The sequence below is a fragment of the Streptomyces sp. NPDC059851 genome (assembly GCF_042732005.1).
In the GTDB taxonomy this organism is placed as follows: Bacteria; Actinomycetota; Actinomycetes; order Streptomycetales; family Streptomycetaceae; genus Streptomyces.
Genome location: NZ_JBHWJJ010000168.1, coordinates 1 through 16,397, shown reverse-complemented (window position 1 = coordinate 16,397; position 16,397 = coordinate 1). Strand labels below are relative to the sequence as shown.

Genomic DNA, 16,397 nt, shown 5'->3' with positions numbered 1-16,397 from the left:
GGGTGGCGGACCATGGAGCGTGCAGTGGGGTCGGGGGCCGTGGGCGGGAGAGGCCAGTGGCGGACACCGATGTACTGATCGTGGGCGCCGGCCCGGTCGGGTTGACCGCGGCGGCGGAGCTCCGCCGTCAGGGCGTGGACTGCCGCACCGTCGACCGGCTGCCGGCGCGGCTGCCGTACGCCAAGGCGGTCGGGATCCAGCCGCGGACCCTGGAGATCTGGGACCGGATGGGCATGGTCCGCGCCGCCCTGGAGGCCGCCGTGCCGATGCGGGGTCAGCTGGTCTACGCGGACGGCGTCGAGCAGGGGCGTTTCGAGCTGCGGCTCCCGCCCGAGGTTCCGTACGGGTTCGCCGCGCTGCCCCAGTACGAGACCGAGCGCATCCTGGAGGAGCACCTGGCCCGTTTCGGGGCCGGGATCGAGCGGGGCGTCGAGCTGGTGTCGTTCACGCAGGACGCGGACGGGGTCCTGAGCCGGATACGGACCGCCGACGTCGTCGGCAGCGGCGGCGAGGAGGAGGTCCGGTCGCGGTTCCTCGTCGGTTGCGACGGGGCGCACAGTACGGTCCGCAAGACGCTCGGCCTCGGCTTCGCGGGGGGTGCGTTCCCGGAGGAGTACATGCTCGGGGACGTCGAGGTGGACTGGAGCCTGCCCGCGGGCTACGGCGTCCGCGCCGTGCACCACGGCGCGGACGGGGCCGTCGACGACGTCCTGGTCTGCATCCCGCTGCCCGGGAACCGCCGCTACCGCATGTCGATGACGGTACCGCCCGATCTCTCCGCAGGCGGCGGGGGCGGCGGGCAGGGCGCCGGCAACGGCATCGCGCACGGCCTGGAGGCCGGACGCGCGCCCGGGCTGGAACACATCCAGGCGGTCCTGGACCGGCTGTCCCCCGAACCGGCCACGGCGTCGGCCCTGCGCTGGTCGTCGGTCTTCCGCATCAGCCACCGTCTGGTGGACCGGTACTCCGACGGCCGGGTCTTCGTCGCCGGCGACGCCGCCCACATCCATCCGCCCACGGGCGCCCAGGGGATGAACACCGGTATCCAGGACGCTTACAACCTGGCCTGGAAGCTGGCCCTCGTCCTGCGGGGCGGCGGGCACCCCGGGCTGCTGGACAGCTACCACGCCGAGCGGCACCCGGTCGGCGAGGAGGTCGTCGGCCGCACCGTCCGGCACGCCGCCGAGGGCGTCCAGGCCGATCCGGAGGACCCGGACACGCTCGCGCTCCGCGAGGCGCAGTTGCTGGTCGCGTACCCCGACAGTCCCGTCGTCGGACCGGGCAGCGCGGCGGGCGGCGGCCCGGCCCCCGGCGACCGGGCCCCGGACTGCGGCGGCCTGAGGAGCAGCGTGGCGACCGGGCCGCTGCGGCTGTACGACCTGCTGCGCGACCGGGGACACGTGCTGCTCCTCTACGCCGACTCCGGCGAGGCGCTGGGCGCCTGCGCCGCACTCGCCGACGGGGCCCGCCGGTCGGTCGGCGGCGCGGGCGCGGACGCGCCGGTCGCCTGTGTCGTCCTCGCCCCGCCCGGCGGTGGGTCCACGGATGCCGGGTACGCGTACGCCCCGGGGGCGGCGGGCGCGGACGGCGTGCCGCTGCCGGTCTACCTCGACGGCAGCGGGGAGTTCCGCCGGACGTACGGGGCCACCGGCTCGGCGGCCTTCCTCGTACGCCCGGACGGGTACCTGGGCACGCGCGTCGCCCCGGTCACGGCGCCGGAGGCGGCCGTCTGGCTGGCAGCACACCTGGCGCGCGTCTACCGCACGCGACCGGCGGCCCACTAGGCTCCCGGGCGAGCCGTGCGTACGGCGACGGATCCGCAGCGCAACCCGCACCTCCGGAGGGGCCGTGCTCAAGGGCAGGAACGCAGTCGTCACCGGCGGGTCCCGGGGCATCGGCCGGGCGGTCGTCGAACGCTTGTGCCGCGACGGGGCGCACGTGGTCTTCAACTACTCCACCCGCGGGGACGCCGCCGCCGAGGTCGTGCGGGCGGTGGAGGCGGACGGCGGCCGGGTCCGGGCCCTGCGCGTCGACCTGGCGGAGCCGGAGGGCCCGGAGCAGCTGATGGAGGCCGCCGAGGCGCACCTCGGCGGCCTGGACATCCTGGTGAACAACGCAGCACTGGCGCTCACGCCGACCCCGCTCGCCGAAACCGACGTGACCGTGTTCGACAGCGTGATGGCGGTCAACGCCCGGGCGGTCTTCCTGACCACCCGTTACGCGGCCCGGCGGATGCGCGACGGCGGCAGGATCGTGAACGTCTCCTCCCTGAACACCCTACGGTCCGCCCCGGGCATCGGGCCGTACGCCGCCAGCAAGGGCGCCGTGGAGCAGCTGACGGCCGTGGCCGCCCGTGAGCTCGGGCCGCGCGGCATCACCGTCAACACCCTCTCCCCCGGCGCGACGGACACCGAGCTGCTGCGCGGGACGAACCCGCCCCGGGCTCTCGACGCCGTCGCCGGGATGACGCCGCTCGGCCGGCTGGGGCAGCCGTCCGACGTGGCCGACGTCATCGCCTTCCTCGTCGGCCCGGACGGCCGCTGGATCACCGGCCAGAACCTGCGGGCGACGGGCGGGCTGGCATAGGCAGCGTCCGGTTCACGAGCGGGGGGCTCGGTCCCGCCCCGGCGGATCCACGGGCGTGGGGTCGGCGAGGAGTTCCTCGACGACGTGGCGGGCCTTGGCCGTCATCGCCGGGTTCGTCTCCCGGTAGTAGTTCAGTTCGAGGAGGGCGACCGACAGGGCCCAGCCCCGGCCGCGCGCCCAGGCCGCGTCGTCGAGGCCCGCTGCGGCCCGGAAGGCGTCCCGGGCCCCGGCGGGGAGGACGTACCATGCCGCGAGCAGGTCGACGGCGGGATCGCCGAGGCCCGTGCAGCCGAAGTCGATGACGGCGCCGAGCCGGTCCCCGGACAGGAGCAGGTTCCCCGGCTGCAGGTCCGCGTGGATCCAGACGGGCGGGCCGGGCCACTCCGGCGCCCGCAGGGCGGCCTCCCAGGCGGCGGTGACCGCCGCGGGGTCGGCGTCGACGTCGGCGGGGGTCCGCAGGCCCGCGATCGCAGCGCGCGTGGCGGCGTCCCGCGCGGCGAGGGTCTCGCTGCGGTAGGAGGCGGGCGCGCCCGCGGGGTCGATCCGGCGCAGCGCGGTGACGAAGCGGCCGAGGTCCCGGGCGAGCCGGTCGGGCCCGGCGATCCGGCCTACGGTCGGGGCCTCTCCGTCGAGCCATCGGTACACGGCCCAAGGGAAGGGAAGGCCCTCGCCCGGCACGCCCTTGGCCAGTGGCACGGGAACCGGGACCGGGAGCGACGGGGCGAGACGCGGCATCCAGGTGTGCTCCCGCTCGATGTCCTCGGCCGCTCCCGCGGTGCGGGGCAGGCGTACGACCATGGCGTCGCCGAGCCGGTACATCACGTGCGAGGTACCGTGCGCGTCGACCGGCTTCACGGGCAGGCCCGCCCAGCGCGGGAACTGCGCCGCGATCAGGCGGTGGACGAGGGGGACGTCGGTGTCCGGCTCGTCGGGGTGCATCTTGGCGGTTGTGGGCACGGGTTCCTTTCCGGCGGTGGGGGTTCGCACGTGCCGGGCCATACGAACGCGTCCGCGCGCCGCGCGTCAACGCATTTCCCCCCGTACCGGGACCCGCCCGCCGTCAGTCCACTTCCGCGGCGGAGTCCCAGACGAGCCGTGCGACGCGCACCAGGCGGCTGTGGTGGCCGCCCATCCTCCCGGTGCAGCGCACCAGGTAGGAGCCGTCGAGCTGGCGGTAGACGAGCCGACGGCGCTCTTGCAGGAAGGTTCCCACGGTCATGGTGCGCGCGGCCTGCTCCAGAGCCCGTTCGGCCTCCTCCCGCGTGCCCTCGAACTCGCTGAGGACCTCCAACTGCCCGCCGTCGTCGCCGTGGTTCTCCGAGACCTTCTCCGCGGTGATGATCCAGCGGTGGCGCCGTATCCCGTCGTCCATGTGCTCCCCCCGGCCCCGTCGCCGTCCCCGTCTGCTGCCGTTGGCGCGCAGGGTACCCGCTGCCGGTGGCCCGGTCCCCCTCCCCCGCCGTCGGGGCGGTGCCGTGCCCGGTCCGCACCGGACCCCAAGTCCGTTGCAGCAGCAGTCGGTTGATGTTCCGGGCGGGGCGGGGCGGCGGTGCATATGCTCCCTCCGTGCGCCGGTCGCGGCGCGTTCCGAATGCCTCGCGAGCGTAAAGGGGACCGCCCCGTGAGTGTCCGAAAGCAACCCTCCTCCCAGGTCGACGAGACGGCCGAACTCGGGGACGGGACCACGATCTGGGATCTGGCGCAAGTGCGGGAGGAGGCACGGCTCGGCCGCGACTGCATCGTGGGGCGCGGGGCGTACGTAGGACCCGGGGTACGGATCGGCGACCGGGTGAAGCTGCAGAACTACGCACTCGTCTACGAACCCGCGGAACTCGGCGACGGGGTGTTCATCGGCCCGGCCGCCGTGCTCACCAACGACTTCTACCCACGGTCCGTGGACCCCGACGGCCGGCTCAAGCGCGGCGACGACTGGCAGGCCGCCGGGGTGGTGGTGGCCGAGGGGGCCTCCCTGGGGGCCCGGTCGGTGTGCGTGGCCGGGGTGCGCATCGGACGGTGGGCGCTGGTCGCCGCCGGGGCGGTGGTCTCCCGGGACGTACCCGACTTCGCCCTCGTGGCGGGGGTGCCGGCCCGCCGGATCGGCTGGGTGGGCCGGGCCGGGGTCCGCCTGGTGGAGCGCGAGGGAGAACCGGGCGTATGGGAGTGTCCGCGCACCGGCGCCCTGTACGAGGAGGCGGACGGGACCCTGGCCGAGCGGGGCGACCGGCCGGAGAACGGCTGACGTCGGCCTCCGGACCACCCCGGAGAGGGCCGGAGGCCGCTCCGGAACACGCAGCTGACGGGCCGTCGGAATTTGGGCCACCGGCATTTCCCCAAAACCGCAATCAACGAACACCCTTGGGCATACCTTGTCCCTGTACACGGGTTCTGAGCAGGCAACAGGCTTTGTTCAGTGGGGGGTTGTACACGACGGGGGCATCGCGGGCGAAGTGGCGGCAGGCGCGCTGACGCGCCTGCACGGCGCTGCCGTCCGCGCGTGCTCCGGTCCGGGGCATCGCTGGGGGGATCCAGTGGGCGGCCCCGGACGGCCGCGTCCCGGGGCGATCGCACCGTCACCGTCGACGCGCGCGCCGTCATGCGCGCTCCCCTCCCCGGAACGGCTATGCAGAGGGGGTAGGCGTGTTGGAGCCGTACAGCCCGACCCGGGAAGCCGGGGTGGGGACCCGGTGACCGCAGCACGATTAGGAGCACTGGCGCACGAGGACCCGTCGCTGCACGCGCTCGCCGAGCGCCTGCTCGCGCTCGCCGAGGCGGGCCTGCCGCAGATGTACCTGCCGGGCCCGGAGACCTTCGTCTTCACGCGGGCGGGGACGGTCGCGCCCGACGGCACCCGACGGGTGGAGGAGCGCGGGACCAGCACCCGGTACGCGGCCATCACCGCCCTCGGCGCGCAGTACCTGCCCGAGGACCGGCAGCAGGCCGTGTTCGGCGGGCACACCGCAGTAGCGTTCACGAACCTGCTGGTGGAACGGCTGCCCGGGGTCGACAACCTGGGCGACGCGGCGCTCATCGCCTGGGCCGCCGCCGAGACCGGCCACCCCAAACTGGCGGACGCCCTCGACCGCGTGGCCGCCCTGGACGACCCCGGCCGGCCGCAGTACACCGTCGAGGCGGCCTGGGTGCTCTCCGCCCTCGTGGCCGCCCGGACGGCGGTGGACGTGGAGGACCGCCTGGTGGCCGCCCGCGACCGCCTGCTGGGGGCCAGGGCGACGACCGACAGCCCGCTGTTCCCGCACGCCACCGCCCCCGGGCTGGTCCCCGGCTACCGCTCCCACGTGGCCTGCTTCGCCGACCAGACCTACCCGATCCAGGCGCTGGCCCGGCTCCACGCGAGCGGACCGGACCCGGAGGCCCTCCGGGCCGCGAACATGTGCGCCGCCCGGATCTGCACCCTCCAGGGGGACGGCGGGCAGTGGTGGTGGCACTACGACGCCCGTACCGGCGGCATGGTGGAGGGCTACCCGGTGTACAGCGTGCACCAGCACGCCATGGCCCCGACCGCCCTGTTCGACCTGGCGGACGCCGGCGGCACCGACTTCGGCGCGGCCGTCCGCCGGGGCCTCGGCTGGATGACGGCGGTACCCGAGATCACCCGGCCCGACGGGACCCCGCGCGAGCCCATGATCCGGGAGGACTACGGGGTCACCTGGCGCAAGGTCTACCGCGGCGACCCCGCCAAGGCCGTCCGGGCCGCCCGCGGGCTCACCACCCGGCTGGCCCCGAAGGCGCGGCTGGCCCCGCTCGACCGGCTGTTCCGCCCGCTCTCGGTGGACCGCGAGTGCAGGCCGTACGAGTTCGGCTGGCTGCTGCACGCCTGGCTGGGGGGAGTCCAGAGATGAACCGACGGCAGTCCCTCTTCGGGGTCGCACTCGACGCCCTGACCATGGACGAAACCGTGCAGCGCTGCCTCGACGCAGTGCGCCGCGGCGAGCAGATCGAGATCGGCATGGTGAACGCCGCCAAGCTGGTCGCCATGCGGCGCGACCCGGGCCTCGCCGCGGCGGTCTCGGGCTGCGACCTCGTCCTGGCCGACGGGCAGGCCGTGGTGTGGGCCGGCCGGGTACTCGGCGTACGGCTGCCCGAACGGGTCGCGGGAATCGACCTGTTCATGCGGCTGCTGGCCGCCGCCGAAACCGCCGGCATCCCCGTCTACCTGCTCGGCGCCCGGCAGGACGTCCTGGAGCTGATGCTCGACCGGATCGCCGAGCGGTTCCCGAAGCTGCACGTCGCCGGCAGCCGCAACGGCTACTTCGACGACTCCGAGCAGCCCGACGTCGCCGACGCCGTCGCGGACAGCGGCGCACAGCTGCTGTTCCTCGGCATGACCTCGCCCAAGAAGGAGATGTTCACCGCCGGCTACGGCAAGCGCACCGGCGCCCACGTGGTGCACGGCGTCGGCGGCTCCTTCGACATCCTGGCCGGCATCACCAAACGGGCCCCGCTGGTCTGGCAGCGCATGGGCCTCGAATGGTTCTACCGCACCCTCCAGGAGCCGCGGCGCCTGGGCAAGCGCTACCTCACCACCAATGCGGCCTTCCTGGCCATGACGGCCAGGGAGCTCATCCGCCGCACACCGTCTGCTGCCGGTTCCGCGAACAGGAGTTGCTGATGCGCGTAGTCGTCGTGGGACAGGGATACGTCGGCCTCCCGCTGGCCATCAGGGCCGCCGAGGTCGGGCACCAGGTGATCGGGTACGACGTGGACGCGCAGCGGGTCAAGAGCCTCGCCGCCGGCGAGTCCTACGTGGAGGACGTGTCCTCCGAGCGGATCAACCGGGCCCTGGAGCGGGGCACCTACCGGCCCAGCGACCTGGCGCGTGACTGCGGCGGCTTCGACGTCGCCGTCGTCACCGTCCCGACCCCGTTACACGAAGGCGCCCCCGACCTGAGCTACATCGAGGAGTCCGCGCACACCCTGGCCCGGTTCCTGCGGCCCGGCGCGACCGTCGTCCTGGAGTCCACCACTTACCCGGGCACCACCGAGGAACTCTTCGGGCCCGTCCTGGAGAACGGCTCGGGCCTCACCGCCGGCGCCGACTTCCACCTCGGGTACAGCCCGGAACGCATCGACCCCGGCAACGCCGTCTGGGGCTTCCAGCAGACGCCCAAGGTCGTCTCCGGCGTGGACGCCGCCTCCCTCAAGGCGGTGGAGGCGTTCTACGGGGGCCTCGTCGACAAGACGGTGCCGGTGCGCTCTCCCAAGGAAGCCGAACTGGCGAAGCTGCTGGAGAACACCTTCCGGCACGTGAACATCGCCCTCGTCAACGAGATAGCCATGTTCGCCCGCCACCTCGACATCGACGTGTGGCAGGCCATCGAGGCGGCCTCCAGCAAGCCGTTCGGCTTCATGAAGTTCACCCCGGGCCCGGGGGTCGGCGGCCACTGCCTGCCCATCGACCCGTCGTACCTGTCGTGGCGGGTCCAGCGCGAGCTGGGCCAGAGCTTCCGCTTCGTCGAGCTGGCCAACGACATCAACAACCACATGCCCGAGTACGTCACGCGCCGCGTCATCGACGCCCTCAACGCACGGCGCCGCTCGGTCAACGGCTCCCGGATCCTGCTCCTGGGGCTCGCGTACAAGAAGAACACCGGCGACGCCCGGGAGTCGCCGGCCGTGCGCATCTCGCAGCTGCTCCTGGACATGGGGGCCAGGGTCCGCGCGGCCGACCCCCACGTGGTGGAGAGCATCAAGGTCGACGCCCGGCTCGTGCGGGTGGAGCCGACCCGCCGGGAACTGGCCGCCGCCGACGTGGTCGTCCTGCTCACCGACCACGATTGCTTCGACTACCCGATGGTCACCGAGCACGCCTCCTTCGTCCTCGACTGCCGCAACCGGCTGTCCGGCCCCACGGTGGAGGTGCTCTGAGGCCATGGCCGTGACCAGGATCGTCTGCGTGGCCGGAGCACGGCCCAACTACATGAAGATCAAACCGGTGATGGACGCACTGGAACGCCACGGCGCCGACGTGGTCCTCGTCCACACCGGACAGCACTACGACGAATCCATGAACGACGTCTTCTTCCGCGACCTCGGCATCCGTCCGCCCGACCGGTACCTGGGCGCCGGGTCCGGGACCCACGCCCAGCAGACCGGCCGGGTGATGGCGGCCTTCGAGCCGCTGCTGGACGAGCTGTCCCCGGACGCGGTCGTGGTCGTCGGCGACATCAACTCCACGCTGGCCTGCGCCCTGGTCACGGCCAAGGCGGGCCCGCTGCTCGCCCACGTGGAGGCGGGCCTGCGCAGCCGGGACTGGAGCATGCCCGAGGAGGTCAACCGGGTCGCCACCGACCGGGTCAGCGACTACCTGCTGGCCCCCTCGCCCGACGCGGCCGCGAACCTGCGGGCGGAGGGGTACCGGGAGGACCAGGTCCACGTCGTCGGCAACGTCATGATCGACACGCTCCTCGCCAACCTGGAACGGGCCCGGGCCTCGGACGTCCTGGACCGGTACGGGCTCACCCGCGGCCGCTACGGCCTGGTCACCCTGCACCGGCCGGCCAATGTGGACGACCCCGACGCCCTGCGCGGCCTGCTGAAGGCCCTGGGCGGGATCGCCGGCCGCTGCCCGCTGCTCCTGCCCGTGCACCCGCGGGCCGCGGAACGGCTGGCCGCGATCGGCGTCCCGGCCGGCATCCGGCTGGTCCCGGCCGCCGGGTACCTGGACTTCATCGCACTCCAGGACGGGGCTCGGGTCGTGCTCACCGACTCCGGGGGCGTCCAGGAAGAGACCACCGCCCTGGGGGTGCCCTGTGTGACCCTGCGGGAGAACACGGAGCGGCCCGTCACCGTCCGGGAGGGCACGAACGTCCTCGCGGGCACCGACCCGGACCGGATCACGGCCACCGTGAACCGGGTGCTCGACGACCCGCCCGCACCCCGCTGCCCGGCCCTGTGGGACGGCCGGGCGAGCGAGCGCATCGCCCGTGTCCTGCTGGAGGGCGGAACCGCACGGACCCGGGCGCGGCCCACCGACCTGGCCCCGGGCGCGACGTCCGGGCCGGCGTAGCACCACGCACCGGCACGACCGCAAGAAGCAAGAAGCAAGAAGCAAGAAGCAAGAAGCAAGAACCGTACACATCGCAATGACAGGGCGGCGGCGCATGCGGACACGGCGCCGCCGCGAGGGGGAACACCATGGACCTCGCGGAGATCTGGCGGGTCATGCGCAGGCGCTGGTACGTCCTGCTGCCCGGACTGTTGATCACGGCCGCGCTCACGACGGGCGTGTACCTGCTGGTCCCGGTGGAGTACCGGTCCCAGAGCACGGTGACCCTGCTGAACTCCAAGAAGGCCACGGTGGCCTTCGACGGCAACCCCTTCCTGAGCACCCAGGCCTCGCTCACCGGAATGGCCGACGGCCTGGCACGCAACCTCAACTCGGACGACTCCAAGGCCGACCTCAAGGCACAGGGGGTAACGGGTGAGTACGAGGCGAAGATCGCCGACAACGCCCAGGGGCCGTTCATGTGGCTGACCGTCACCGGTACCGACCCGACCGCGGTCCTGAAGTCGGACCAGATCCTGACCGCCTATGCCGAGAAGCGGCTGCAGGAGTTCCAGGCCCAGCAGCAGGTGACCCCGGACGCCATGATCCGGATGGCGACGATCGTCCCGCCGCAGAAGCCGGAGCCGCAGACCAAGACCCGGCTCCAGTACCTCGTCATGGCGGGGGCGCTGGGCTTCGTGCTCAGCCTGGTGGCGACCTTCTTCGTGGAGGCCCGCCGCCGTGCGCCCGCCAAGCCGGGCCGGCACCGGCCCGCCACCCCCGAGGCAGGAGCCGGTGCCGGAGTCGATAACGGAGCCGAGGCCGCGGCGGAGGCCCCGGCCGACCGGACGCCCGGTACCCCCGCGGCGCCCGGGGTCGGTACCCCCGAGGCCGTCTCCAGCACTGCGGGACCGACGTGACCGGCCCCGCGACCGGAACCCAGGCCCCGCCCGACGCGCCGTCGCTGGGCCGCAAGGTGGGCTCCGCCGCCCGGTGGAGCCTGGTCAACACCGTCGTCATGCGCCTCGGCAACTTCGCCACCGGCATCGTCCTCGCCCGGTTCTTCCTCGGCCCCGAGGCCTGGGGCGTCTACGGCATCGCCCAGACGGTCCTCCTGGTGCTGCTCTCCGCGAACGAGCTCGGCGTCTCCCTGGCCATCGTGCGCTGGGAGGGCGACCCCCGCCGGTTCGCCCCGACCGTCCTCACCCTGAGCGCCGTCTCCAGCTGCCTGCTGTACGCGGCGCTGTTCGCGGCGGCCCCCGCGGTGGCCCGGGTGCTCGGCTCGCCCGAGGCCTCCGGGGTGTTGCGGGTGATGTGCGTGTGCGTGGTCCTCGACGGGCTGTCGCAGGTGCCCGCCGGATTCCTCACCCGGGAGTTCGCACAGGGCCGGCGGATGGCGGTCGACTCCGTCAACTTCGTCCTCAGCACCGCGGTGACCCTGCTGCTGGCCGTCGAGGGCTGGGGCGCGATGAGCTTCGCCTGGGGCTCCGTCGCCGGGAACGCGGCCGCCCTCCTCGGCTGTTGCCTCGCCGCCCCCGGCACCCTGCGGTTCGGCTGGGACGCCGCCCAGGCCCGGGCGCTGCTGGGCTTCGGGCTCCCGCTCGCCGGAGCCAGCATGCTCGCCCTCGGCGTCGTCAACGTCGACACCATGGTCGTCGGCTCCTCCCTCGACCAGGTGGCGCTGGGCTTCTACGTGCTCGCCTTCAACATGTCAGGCTGGCCCGTGCGGATCATCTCCGAGGCGGCCCGCCGCGTGTCCTTCGCCGGCTTCTCACGGCTGGCCGACACCCCGGGGGCACTGGCCGGTGGGTTCGGCCGCGCCCTGGGCATCGTGATGACCGGCACCGTCCCGCTGTGCGTACTGCTCGCGGCGCTGGCCGCGCCGATCGTCGAACTCGTCTACGGCGAGCGCTGGCTCCCCGCGGCCGCCGCGCTGCCCTGGCTGATGGCGCTGGGCCTGGTCCGGATCGCCTGCGAACTGGCCTACGACTGCCTGGTGGCCGTCGGACGTCGCCGCTCCCTCATCGCGGTCCAGGCGGTGTGGCTGGTCGTCCTGATCCCCGTTCTGGTGATCGGCGCCCGGTCGAACGGGATCGTGGGCGTGGCGCAGGGGCACGTCCTGGTCGCCTGCGCGATCGTCGTGCCGGTCTTCCTCGTCACCCTGCACCGTGCCCGGATCCGCACGGGAACCGTGGCCCGGGCCTGCGCCTGGCCCTTCCTCGGCGGCGCCGTCATGGCGGCCGTGGTCCTGGGCCTGGAGCGGCTCCTCGGCGACGGCGTCCCGGCACTGCTCGCGACCGGGGTCGCCGGCACCCTGTGCTACGTGCTGTGCGTGCTGCCCAGCCTGGGGTTCCTGCGCGGCGCCACGCCCGTGGGCGCGCCCGCGGCGGGCGAGGGGTAGCGGCCGTGGCCCACCACAGGAAGCGCCTCGCGGCCTGGCTGCTGGCCGGGCTCGTACTGGTCGTCGTCATCACGCTGTACCAGGCGCAGCGGACGGGAACGGGCGAGCCCGCGGCCGTCCCGTGTCCGCAGAGCGCCCCGGACTGTCCCGGCCCCGGCGCCAGTCCCCCGCCGGCGCCCACACCGTCCCCGGACCCGAGCACCGGCGGCACCACGAGCTCGACCTCGGCCCCGCCGTCCGCCACTCCCCCGCCCGGCAGCAGCGGACCGCCCTCGCCGTCCCCCGCCTGCTCCTCCCCGGGCGCCTGCGGCTTCCCCGACGAGACCACCACCGGCCCGCGGATCGAACTGGAGCGGCACGACACGGGCAACATGTCGGTGAAGACGGACGGCACGGTCATCAAGGGCTGGGACATCCGCGGCTCCCTCGACATCTACGCCAACGACGTCACCATCATCGACAGCAAGATCACCTCGACCAACTGGTGGGGGATCAACCTGCGGCCCGGCTTCAGCGGCCTGAAGGTCCTGTACACCACCATTACCGCGATCCCGGGCAAGGGCCCCGACAACGGGGGCTCCAACTACGCGGTGTCCAACATGGGCGGCAGCTCGATCGAGGTCGGCTGGTGCGACGTCTCGGTGTTCGGCAACGCCCTGTCCATGGGCCAGGGCGACCTGCACGACAACTACGTGCACGACATCGTCGCCTTCCGCAACAAGACCGGCGAGTGGCAGCACACCGACGCCGTCATCAGCGGCGGCGGCAACAAGGGCCGCCTCACCGTCCGCCACAACACCCTGCTGAACCCCGTCCGCGTCGACCAGGGGGCCACGGCCGCCGTGGGGCTCTTCGCCGACACCGGCGTCGTCTCCTCCGTGACCGTCGAGCGCAACTGGATGGCGGGCGGGGCCTACACCCTCTACGGAGGCGGGCCCGGCGCCACCGGCATCAAGGTCACGGACAACGTGTTCTCCACCGAGTACCACCCGGCGGCCGGCGCGTACGGCCCGGTCACCGCCTGGAACGCGGGCGGAGCCGGGAACGTGTGGAGCGGCAACCGCACGGTCGACGGCAAGCCCGTCCTGCCCCCGGCCTCCCCCTGATGGGCTAGAGGACCCGGCTTCCTCCCCCGCCAGGGTGCGGACATCCACGAAAGGGATCAGATGATGCGGCGCATCGCCCGGGCCCCCTGGGGGCTCCTCAAACGGACCTTCGGCTGGCTGGTGCTCTTCGAGGCCAGGAACAAGGTCCTGTTGGCCCCTTCCGCCGTGCGGTTGCGCCGCTTCGAGGACGCCGAGACCCGCCGGCTCGCCGCCCGGCTGGGCCGGCCCCCGGCCGCACTGGTCGCCACTGTGATCGCCACCCACCGGCGTCCGGAGTCGCTGCGCGCGGCGGTCCGGTCGGCCCTCGGGCAGACGGTGGCCGACCAGGTGGTGATCGTCGTCGACGACGGCGCCGGCCTGCCGGAACTCCCCCCGGACCCAAGGCTGTTCGCGGTGTCCCTGGCCCGCAACACGGGCACGGCCGGAGTGGTGCGCAACGTGGGCATCCGGCTGACCCGCTCCCGGTACGTGGCCTTCCTGGACGACGACAACCTGTGGGAGCCCGACCACCTGGAACGGGCGCTGGCGGTGCTGGAGCCGGCCGGCGGGCCGGACGCCGTGTACACCGCCCTGCGCCGGGTCCTCCCCGACGGCTCCGAACGGGACGTGCTGTCGGTTCCCTTCGACCGGCGCCGGGCCGCCCACGAGGCGTTCCTCGACACCAACGCGTTCGTGGCCCGCCGCACCCGGTCCCTGCACTTCAGCCGCCTGCGGCGCACGCCCGAGGTCCTGCCGCGGGAGGACTGGGAGCTCGTACGCCGCTACGGGCGCCGCCACGAGGTCCGGCACCTGCCCCGCCCCACCGTCCGGTACCTGGTCAACCCGGACAGCTTCTACACCGCGTGGGACGGGCAGGCGCCCCCCGGGTGACCCGGCGGGGCAGTACTCCCGTCCGACTCTGCGGCTGGGGACGGCGGTGCCGCGCTGCCGCAGGACCCATCGGTCAGGGACCGGGCGTGGCCCGCAGTGCGGACGGGCTGGCCAGGGCCCGCGCCGCGGCGAGGCTCGCGGGCCGGCCGAGGGCCGCCCGCGAGGTCTCGCGCAGCAGTACGGCCGCCCGGAACGCGGCGGTCGCGGCCGCGCCGTGACGGCGGCGGTAGAGCCGTACGCGGTTGAGGGTGAGCAGCGCCCACAGGCGCGGCGAAACCTGGGAGTCCCCGCCGAGGTGGACGGCGGAGGCGGCGGGCTCAAGCCGCGTGGCGAAGCCGTGGTCGCGGGCCCGCAGGCAGTATTCGGTCTCCTCCGAGTACAAGAAGAACGACTCGTCCCAGGGCCCGCAGGTGTCCAGGCAGGGGCGGGAGAGGGCCATCAGTGCGCCGGTCGCCCAGTCGGCGACGGTGGCCCGCCGGTACGCGGCGGGGTCGGTGACCAGTTCGCTGAGCAGCGGGAAGCGGCCGGCGCGGCGGTTGCCGATCACGGCTTCGCCCAGGGCGCGGGTCACCCGGGACTCCCGGCGCAGCGAGTGGTGGAGGGTGCCGTCCTCCTCGTACAGCAGTGGGACGCTGATCCCGACCCGGCGACCGCCGGACAGGGGCGCGTCGAGGGCGTCGACGAGGCGGGCGGCGCAGCCGGTCCGCATCCGGACGTCCGGATTGCACACGAGGGCGGCGCGGAAGCCGCCCTGCCAGCCGGCGGCGGCCTCCAGGGCGGCGTTCACCCCGGCGGCGTAGCCGGCGTTGCGGCCGGTCCGGACGACGGTGGCGTCCGGGGCGAGGGAGCGGACCAGGTCGGCGGTGCCGTCGGCGGAGTCGTTGTCCGCGACGACGAGCCGCCAGTCGAGCCCGGCCATGCCCTCGGGAAGGGAGGCGAGGAACGCGGGCAGCACCCGGGCGCTGTTCCAGGTGACGACGAGCACGGCTACGGGGCCGGTGCCCGGGACGGGGTGAGGGGAGGACATGGGGACTCCGGGGTCGGGGGCTTCGGCGCCGTGCGCCGGATGAAGCCGAGGTAACTGCCTCCGGCGGCGATCGTCAGGAAGAACATCCCGGCGAACATCGGGAAGCTGAGGCTGTCGAAGGTGGCGCTGATGACCAGGGACACCACGGCCGAGGCGAAGAACGCCTGCCCGAGCTCCCGGTCCGATTCGGTACGGGCCAGGCGGCGGATGGCGCCGCCCTGGTGGATGCCGGTGAAGAACAGCAACAGCAGGACGGCGAGTCCCACCAGGCCCATTTCCGCGAGGGTGAGCATGTACTGGTTGTCGGTGAAGAAGTACAGGTTCGGGGTGAACGTGCCGAAGCCCCGGCCGAACAGCGGGCGCTGTTCCAGGTAGGGGACGATGGCGCCGTACTTGACGGTGCGTGCCTGGGTGCTGCTGTCGCCGTTGGAGAGGAACGAGGCGAACAGGGCGGTGATGGTGCCGATCAGCCCGGGAATGATCACCTTGAAGGCGGCCACCGCCCCGCACAGCAGCCCGATCGCCGCCCACCGCCGCTCCGGCTTCCAGCGGGGCACCATGACCAGCACCACCAGCAGGGCCCCGATGATGGAGGTCCGTGACACGGTGAGCGGCAGTGCGCCGCCCATCAGCACCACGGGCACCCAGCGCCGCCAGCGGGGCAGGTGCCTGCGGACCGGGTCGAAGGCCTGCTGGACCGCGAAGGGCAGCAGGATGGCGAGCATCCCGCCGAACTCCAGGGGCTGGGCGGTGGTGGAGCGGGGCCGCGTGAAGGAGCCGCGGTCCAGGGTGGCGATCTGCGGGACGCTGGACTGCAGGCCGGGGATGCTGATCTTGTCGGCGATGTTGGTGGCGGTGAAGAAGTCGTAGAAACCGATCGCTGCCACCACCGCCCCCATCACCACCATCCGGCGCAGCAACACGTCCAGCCGGGGCCGGTCGTGGATGCCGGCGGACACGAGCACCACGAGGGACACCCACACCAGCAGCCCGATCAGGCCCCGGTCGGCGCCGAGGACCTCCTTGTGCGAGCTGCCCCGGGTCGCGTTGGCGAGGTACGAGCAGAGGACCGCGAACGCGAGGAAGAGCATCACGATCCGGGGCAGCCGGGTACCGGGAACCGGCCTGGTCCGGCCGGTCAGCCAGGTCGCGAGGTACCACAGGAGGCAGAGCAGGGCGTAGGCGTTGGCCGGGGTGCCCACCCCGCCGAGGCCGGGCAGGGTCAGGTTCGACGGGATGAAGAAGGCCAGCGCCAGGTAGCCGGTCAGCAGTGCGGCCGCGTCCGGGTTGCGGCCCCGGCGGCGCCCGTGGAGCCGGTCGCGGGCCGTGCGCAGGGCGGCCCGCCCGGACCTGCGGGGGGCGGGGGTGTCCGGTGCCGGGCCGTCCGCCGGTCCGGCCGAGGCC

15 protein-coding genes are annotated in these 16,397 nt (G+C 73.6%); 11 read left to right on the top strand and 4 right to left on the bottom strand.

The features are described from left to right. Positions 1 to 56 precede the first annotated feature (56 nt). Together ACFV7Q_RS34705 and ACFV7Q_RS34700 are read left to right on the top strand one after the other, a co-directional pair. Positions 57 to 1,784 (top strand): FAD-dependent monooxygenase, encoded by a 1,728-nt coding sequence (locus ACFV7Q_RS34705; protein ID WP_385434856.1) that lies wholly within the window; start codon positions 57 to 59, stop codon positions 1,782 to 1,784. Positions 1,785 to 1,848: 64 nt separating this feature from the next. Further along, positions 1,849 to 2,586 carry a glucose 1-dehydrogenase gene (locus tag ACFV7Q_RS34700; RefSeq protein WP_385434854.1) on the top strand — a complete coding sequence of 246 codons (738 nt, stop codon included), beginning with the start codon at positions 1,849 to 1,851 and terminating at the stop codon, positions 2,584 to 2,586. Positions 2,587 to 2,598: 12 nt separating this feature from the next. Here ACFV7Q_RS34700 and ACFV7Q_RS34695 read toward each other — a convergent pair whose 3' ends face one another. After that, positions 2,599 to 3,525 (bottom strand): aminoglycoside phosphotransferase family protein, encoded by a 927-nt coding sequence (locus tag ACFV7Q_RS34695; protein ID WP_385434858.1) that lies wholly within the window; start codon positions 3,523 to 3,525, stop codon positions 2,599 to 2,601. 121 nt (positions 3,526 to 3,646) lie between these two features. Further along, positions 3,647 to 3,958 (bottom strand): hypothetical protein, encoded by a 312-nt coding sequence (locus ACFV7Q_RS34690; RefSeq protein WP_385434852.1) that lies wholly within the window; start codon positions 3,956 to 3,958, stop codon positions 3,647 to 3,649. A gap of 249 nt (positions 3,959 to 4,207) precedes the next feature. Here ACFV7Q_RS34690 and ACFV7Q_RS34685 point away from each other — a divergent pair, with 249 nt between their 5' ends. The 9 genes from ACFV7Q_RS34685 to ACFV7Q_RS34645 all read left to right on the top strand — a co-directional run bounded on the left by ACFV7Q_RS34685 (position 4,208) and on the right by ACFV7Q_RS34645 (position 13,966). Further along, positions 4,208 to 4,825: an acyltransferase gene (locus tag ACFV7Q_RS34685; protein WP_385434850.1), complete on the top strand. Its 618-nt coding sequence runs from the start codon at positions 4,208 to 4,210 to the stop codon at positions 4,823 to 4,825. A gap of 445 nt (positions 4,826 to 5,270) precedes the next feature. After that, positions 5,271 to 6,443, top strand: a complete 1,173-nt coding sequence (locus ACFV7Q_RS34680; protein WP_385434848.1) for a hypothetical protein — start codon at positions 5,271 to 5,273, stop codon at positions 6,441 to 6,443. Further along, positions 6,440 to 7,213 (top strand): WecB/TagA/CpsF family glycosyltransferase, encoded by a 774-nt coding sequence (locus ACFV7Q_RS34675; RefSeq protein ID WP_385434846.1) that lies wholly within the window; start codon positions 6,440 to 6,442, stop codon positions 7,211 to 7,213. Before ACFV7Q_RS34680 ends, ACFV7Q_RS34675 begins: the two co-directional genes overlap by 4 nt. After that, positions 7,213 to 8,469: a nucleotide sugar dehydrogenase gene (locus ACFV7Q_RS34670; RefSeq protein WP_385434843.1), complete on the top strand. Its 1,257-nt coding sequence runs from the start codon at positions 7,213 to 7,215 to the stop codon at positions 8,467 to 8,469. Before ACFV7Q_RS34675 ends, ACFV7Q_RS34670 begins: the two co-directional genes overlap by 1 nt. Before the next feature lie 4 nt (positions 8,470 to 8,473). Next, on the top strand, positions 8,474 to 9,610 hold the full coding sequence (wecB, locus tag ACFV7Q_RS34665; protein WP_385434841.1) for a non-hydrolyzing UDP-N-acetylglucosamine 2-epimerase: 1,137 nt from the start codon (positions 8,474 to 8,476) through the stop codon (positions 9,608 to 9,610). A gap of 128 nt (positions 9,611 to 9,738) precedes the next feature. Next, positions 9,739 to 10,509, top strand: a complete 771-nt coding sequence (locus ACFV7Q_RS34660; protein ID WP_385434839.1) for a chain length determinant protein — start codon at positions 9,739 to 9,741, stop codon at positions 10,507 to 10,509. Then, positions 10,506 to 11,990, top strand: coding sequence for an oligosaccharide flippase family protein (locus tag ACFV7Q_RS34655; protein ID WP_385434837.1), 1,485 nt, complete (start codon positions 10,506 to 10,508; stop codon positions 11,988 to 11,990). The genes ACFV7Q_RS34660 and ACFV7Q_RS34655 overlap by 4 nt, the downstream gene beginning before the upstream one ends. Positions 11,991 to 11,995: 5 nt before the next feature. Further along, positions 11,996 to 13,096 carry a hypothetical protein gene (locus ACFV7Q_RS34650; protein WP_385434835.1) on the top strand — a complete coding sequence of 367 codons (1,101 nt, stop codon included), beginning with the start codon at positions 11,996 to 11,998 and terminating at the stop codon, positions 13,094 to 13,096. 60 nt (positions 13,097 to 13,156) lie between these two features. After that, positions 13,157 to 13,966, top strand: a complete 810-nt coding sequence (locus ACFV7Q_RS34645; protein WP_385434833.1) for a glycosyltransferase family 2 protein — start codon at positions 13,157 to 13,159, stop codon at positions 13,964 to 13,966. 73 nt (positions 13,967 to 14,039) lie between these two features. On the opposite strand, the gene ACFV7Q_RS34640 is transcribed toward ACFV7Q_RS34645, so the two are convergent. Further along, entirely contained in the window at positions 14,040 to 14,993 is a 954-nt protein-coding gene (locus tag ACFV7Q_RS34640; protein ID WP_385434831.1) for a glycosyltransferase family 2 protein, read from the bottom strand. Continuing rightward, positions 14,954 to 16,397, bottom strand: a 1,444-nt coding sequence (locus ACFV7Q_RS34635; RefSeq protein WP_385434829.1) for an O-antigen ligase family protein, incomplete at its 5' end; no start/stop codon positions are given. The genes ACFV7Q_RS34635 and ACFV7Q_RS34640, both read right to left, overlap by 40 nt.